6 protein-coding genes are annotated in these 4,697 nt (G+C 68.9%); 4 read left to right on the top strand and 2 right to left on the bottom strand.

Translation table 11 applies throughout. The features are described 5' to 3' along the window. Positions 1-344: OsmC family protein (locus ACV4UX_RS17340; RefSeq protein WP_491594533.1), on the top strand; the 344-nt coding region annotated here is incomplete at its 5' end. Then, entirely contained in the window at positions 341-1,534 is a 1,194-nt protein-coding gene (locus ACV4UX_RS17345) for a vitamin-B12 independent methionine synthase (RefSeq protein WP_491594534.1), read from the top strand. The genes ACV4UX_RS17340 and ACV4UX_RS17345, both read left to right, overlap by 4 nt. Positions 1,535-1,660: 126 nt before the next feature. On the opposite strand, the gene ACV4UX_RS17350 is transcribed toward ACV4UX_RS17345, so the two are convergent. Then, complete coding sequence (locus ACV4UX_RS17350) at positions 1,661-1,822, bottom strand: hypothetical protein (protein WP_491594535.1); 162 nt, start codon at positions 1,820-1,822, stop codon at positions 1,661-1,663. 213 nt (positions 1,823-2,035) lie between these two features. Here ACV4UX_RS17350 and ACV4UX_RS17355 point away from each other — a divergent pair, with 213 nt between their 5' ends. Together ACV4UX_RS17355 and ACV4UX_RS17360 are read left to right on the top strand one after the other, a co-directional pair. Next, positions 2,036-2,725, top strand: a complete 690-nt coding sequence (locus ACV4UX_RS17355; protein ID WP_491594536.1) for a response regulator transcription factor — start codon at positions 2,036-2,038, stop codon at positions 2,723-2,725. Continuing rightward, positions 2,691-4,088: an ATP-binding protein gene (locus ACV4UX_RS17360; protein WP_491594537.1), complete on the top strand. Its 1,398-nt coding sequence runs from the start codon at positions 2,691-2,693 to the stop codon at positions 4,086-4,088. Before ACV4UX_RS17355 ends, ACV4UX_RS17360 begins: the two co-directional genes overlap by 35 nt. Positions 4,089-4,252: 164 nt before the next feature. Here ACV4UX_RS17360 and ACV4UX_RS17365 read toward each other — a convergent pair. After that, a partial coding sequence (locus ACV4UX_RS17365; protein WP_491594538.1) for a tetratricopeptide repeat protein occupies positions 4,253-4,697 on the bottom strand: 445 nt, incomplete at its 5' end.

Genomic DNA, 4,697 nt, shown 5'->3' on the forward strand with positions numbered 1-4,697 from the left:
CCAGCTTCGAGGAGCGCGACGCCCACCCCAGCGCCGTGGAGGCCCTGCTGGGCGCGCTGGGCGCCTGCCTAGCCACGGGCTACGCCACCCTCTGCTCCCGGGAGGGCCTGGCCCTGGACGACGTGGAGGTGACCGTGAAAGGCACGCTGCACAACGTGCTGGCCCACCTGGGCCTGGAAGAGGGCGACCCCTCCTTCGCCGCCATCGAGGCGCGCTGCTTCGCCTCCACCCTGGACGACGAGGACAAGGCGCGGGAACTCTGGCGCGTCGCCGTGGCCCGCTCGCCCCTGGCCGCCACCCTGGCCCGGGCCGTGGACCTCAAGACATCCTTCACCGCGTCATGACGGCCTTCACCACCACCCAGGTGGGCAGCTGGCCCCGCTCGAAACGCATGCTGCGCGCCCTGCGCGACCGCCGCCTGGGCGAGATCGACCGCAAGGCCTTCGACGCCGCAGCCGACGAGGAGGTGCGCCGCACCGTGCGCATCCAGGAGGACGCCGGGCTCGACGTGCTCGTGGACGGGGAGCACCGCCGCGACAACTTCTACAGCTTCGTGGCCGAGAAGCTCGAGGGCGTGCGCCTGATGTCCCTGGCCGAGATGCTCGACGAAATGGAGGACAAGTCCGGCTTCGAGGAGATGCTCACCACCCTGGACGTGCCCGCCTCGGCCATCCGCAACCCCACCTGCACCGGCCGCCTGGCCCGGCGCGAACCCCTGGCGGCGGGCGACCTGGACTTCCTGAGAACCCTCACGGACCGGCCCGTGAAGATCACCCTGCCCGGACCGTACCTGCTCACGCGCTCCATGTGGGTGAGCGCCTACACGAAGAAGGCCTACGCCAGCCAGCAGGAGATGGGGCGCGACGTGGTGCGCCTGCTGCGCGAGGAACTGGAGGATCTGGCCGCCCGGGGCTGCGAGTTCGTGCAGTTCGACGAACCCGTGCTCACCGAGGCGGTGATGAGCGGGGAGTGCGGCCGCCGAACGTTCATGTGAGCGACGCTCGCCACCCGCCGGGACGTGGGTGAAGAACTCGACTACGCGGCGCAACTCGTCAACGAGGTCATCGAGGGCGTGCAGGGCAGGCCCGGCGCGCCGCGCATCGGCCTGCACATCTGCCGGGGCAACTGGTCCACCCGGGAGGAGGTGCTCCTCACGGGGGACTACCGTCCGCTCCTGCCGGCGCTGGAAAAGATGCGCGTGGACCAGTACGTGCTGGAATTCGCCACCCCCCGCGCCGGGGAGATCGAGGTGGTGGGCCGGGCGCTCTCGGGCGCGAACCCCGGCGGCGGGGCTCCCCGGGAATTGGGCCTGGGCGTGGTGAATCCGCGCACCGTGGAGGTGGAGACGCCCGAGGCCATCGCGGCCCGGGCCGAGGAGGCCCTGCGCTACTACCGGCCGGAACAGCTCTTCCTGAACACCGACTGCGGCTTCGGCTGCTTCGCCAACCGCTGCGTGAACGTGGAGGAGGTCGCCTCGGCCAAGATCGCCAGCATCGCCCGCGCCGCGCGGCTCCTGCGCGAGCGCCACGACTGAACACCAGCCCTCCGCATGGCGCAACGCAAACGCCCCTCTTCCGGCAGGCGGCAAGAGGGGCGCGTGGGCCGGGCTCCCAGGGGAGCTTCCGGCCCTGCAGGACGAGTGGGAGCTCGTTGGCCGGATTTAGTTGGCCGGAGGAGTGGTCTTCTTCTTGGAGGACTTCTTCTTGGCCATCTGTTCGATGTACGAGCCCTGCTTGTCGGTGGAGCTCTTGCCCTCGAAGGCGAAGGCGGCGGAGGCGAACACCAGGCAGGCGGCCACGGCGAGGAGAACGGCTTTCTTCATTGCATGATCCTCATTGGGTTGGGGTTGTTCAGTTGACGCCCTGCATCACGCGGCGCACCACAGTGGAGTTGCAGTGCACTGCGCCCTGCGACGCGTGGGCGTATCGCTACGCGCCCCATGATTGCCGCTGCCTTTCCACGCCATTACAGAAGTGAAAGGCCCTCCGCCCCGGCCCCGTTGACACGTCCACCTGAGGGGTCTATCTCCAGTTGCATGCGCATCCTTCTCGTGGAAGACGACGCCAAGATCGCCGCCTTCATCGCCCAGGGCCTCAAGCAGAACGGCTTCGCGGTGGACCACAGCCCCGACGGCCGCGACGGCCTGCACATGGCGCTCACGGAATCCTACTCCGCCGCCGTGGTGGACCTCATGCTCCCGGGCCTCGACGGCCTGCGCCTGATCGAAGAGATGCGCGCCAGCCGCGTGAACACCCCCGTGATCATCCTCTCGGCCAAGCACACCGTGGACGACCGCGTGCGCGGCCTCCAGGCCGGCGGCGACGACTACCTGCCCAAGCCCTTCTCCTTCGCGGAGCTTCTGGCAAGGCTCCAGGCCCTCATCCGGCGCTCCACCAGCACGGCCGAAACCACGCAGCTCTGCGTGGGCCCCATCGCCATGAACCTGCTCACCCGCGAGGTCACGCGCGACCAGGCCCCGCTCACGCTCCAGCCGCGGGAGTTCTCCCTGCTGGAATTCTTCATGCGCAACCCGGGCAAGGTGCTCTCCAAGACCATGATCATGGAGCACGTCTGGAACTACAACTTCGACCCCCAGACCAACGTTGTGGACGTGCTGGTCTGCCGCCTGCGCAACAAGATCGACAAGGGCTTCGAGCCCAAGATGCTCTCCACCCTGAGGGGGGTGGGCTATGTTCTCAAGCCTCCCCGGCCGGATCAGGCGTAGCACCGTCTTTCGCCTCACGGCCAGCTACGCCTTCCTCTACATCGCCAGCTCCCTCGTGCTCTTCGTGATCGCCTACGTGCTGCTCACGCAGGTGGTGCGCTCGCAGGACCAGAAGAACCTCTCGGACAAGCTCAACGAATACGCCTACATCGAGCGCACCAAAGGCCTTGGCGCGCTCATCGAGTTCATCCGGCGCGACACTGCGGAGTACGAGGAGCCCGACTACTTCGTGCGCATCCTCGGCCCGGCGGGCGCGGAACTCTTCACGGTGGCCCCCAGCGGCTGGGAGCTGCCCCCGCGCGCCGAACTGGACGCCCAGGCCCGCGACGGGGCCCAGTGGTGGCTGTGGGGCTCGCAGAAGGCCGGGGGCGGGGTCTACGAGTTCAGCGCCCGGCGCATGTCCGGGGGCGCGCTGGTGATCGTGGGCAGCGACGCCAGGCAGCGCGAGCACCTGCTTTCCGAGTTCCAGGTGATCTTCCTGTTCATCACGGGCACGGTGGTGGTGCTGGGCCTGGGCGTGGGCGTGGTGCTGGCCCGGCGCACCCTGGCCCCCCTGCGCGACCTCATCGCCGCCGTGAACTCCATCGGCCGGGGCAGCATGGACGCCCGCGTGCCCACCCGGGGCGCAGACGACGAGCTCGACGAGCTGGCGAGCCTCTTCAACTCCATGCTGGAGCGCATCTCCACCCTCATCCAGGGCATGCGCGACACCCTGGACAACGTGGCCCACGACCTGCGCACCCCCCTCACCCGGGCCAAGGCCGTGGTGGAGGTCGCCCTTCAGGGCAACCACTCCCGGGAGGAGCTGCGCGAGGCCCTCATGGACATCGCCGAGGAGAACGAGCGCATCCGCGCCACGCTCACCACGCTCATGGACATCTCCGAAGCCGAGACTGGGGCCATGCGCCTGGACATCGCGCGCGTGGACCTGGCCGAACTGGTGGAGGAGGCCGTGGAACTCTACGAGGACGTGGCCCAGGAGAGCGCCGTGGAACTGGCCCTGGAGCTGGAGGGAGACCTGCACGCCCGGGCCGACGCCGGGCGCGTGCGCCAGGTGCTGGCAAACCTCCTGGACAACGCCCTCAAGTACTCCGACGTGGGGGGACGGGTGACGGTGCGTGGAAGGCGCGAGCAGGGGCTGGTGCTCGTCACGGTGAGCGACCGGGGCGTGGGCATCGCCCCCGAGGACATGCCGCGCATCTTCGAGAGGCTCTACCGGGGGGACAAGAGCCGCTCGCGCCGGGGACTGGGCCTGGGTCTCTCGCTGGTGCGCGCGGTGCTCGCGGCCCACGGCGGGGCCATCGCCGTGGAGAGCGAGCCGGGCAAGGGCAGCACGTTCACCTTCAGCCTGCCGGGGGCCTGACCCCGGCCCCCGGCCAGCCTGTTGAGAAAGTCGATTCTTGCAGCCTGTTCAAAAACCTCGCGGGCAAGGCGCAGGGGAAAAGCCAAGCCCGAAGCGAATTTCTCATACGCGAGGGTTTGGCTTTTTCCCTGCAACGCAGCCAGCGAGGATTTTTCAACAGGCTGCTACATGGCCTGCTTGGGCCAGTACTCGCTGCGGTCGCGGAAGACCCTCTCCAGCTTGGCGTATTCCTTGCGGTCTTCCTCTGTGCGGATGCGCTCCCTGGCCTTTTCCATCTGCATGCGGGTCTGGCGGGGGTCGTTGGCGTAGACGGCGGCGTAGGCCAGGTTCAGGTGGGCCTGGAAGAGGTCGCCCACTTCGCCGTAGATGCGCGCCATCTGCTGGCGCACCTCGGGGGAGTCCGGGGCGTAGGCCACCACGCGGCGCATGAGCTGCATGGCCTCCACGCGCTTGCCCTCCTGGGCCTGGAACAGGGCGTAGCCCTCCACGGCCACCATGTCGCGCGGGTTTTGCTCCACGGCCCGCTTGAGCAGGCTCCCGGCGCGCTGGAAGTCGCGCAGGCGCAGGTAGAAGCGCCCGGCCTCGCGCAGCCAGAGGGAGTCGTCTCCG

This window comes from Fundidesulfovibrio sp. (assembly GCF_058402725.1).

Excerpts from the sequence above, each read along its gene's own strand:
- ACV4UX_RS17355 (WP_491594536.1), top strand. The coding sequence starts at position 2,036 with ATGCGCATCCTTCTCGTGGAAGACGACGCCAAGATCGCCGCCTTCATC.
- ACV4UX_RS17350 (WP_491594535.1), bottom strand. The coding sequence starts at position 1,822 with ATGAAGAAAGCCGTTCTCCTCGCCGTGGCCGCCTGCCTGGTGTTCGCC.
- ACV4UX_RS17360 (WP_491594537.1), top strand. The coding sequence starts at position 2,691 with ATGTTCTCAAGCCTCCCCGGCCGGATCAGGCGTAGCACCGTCTTTCGC.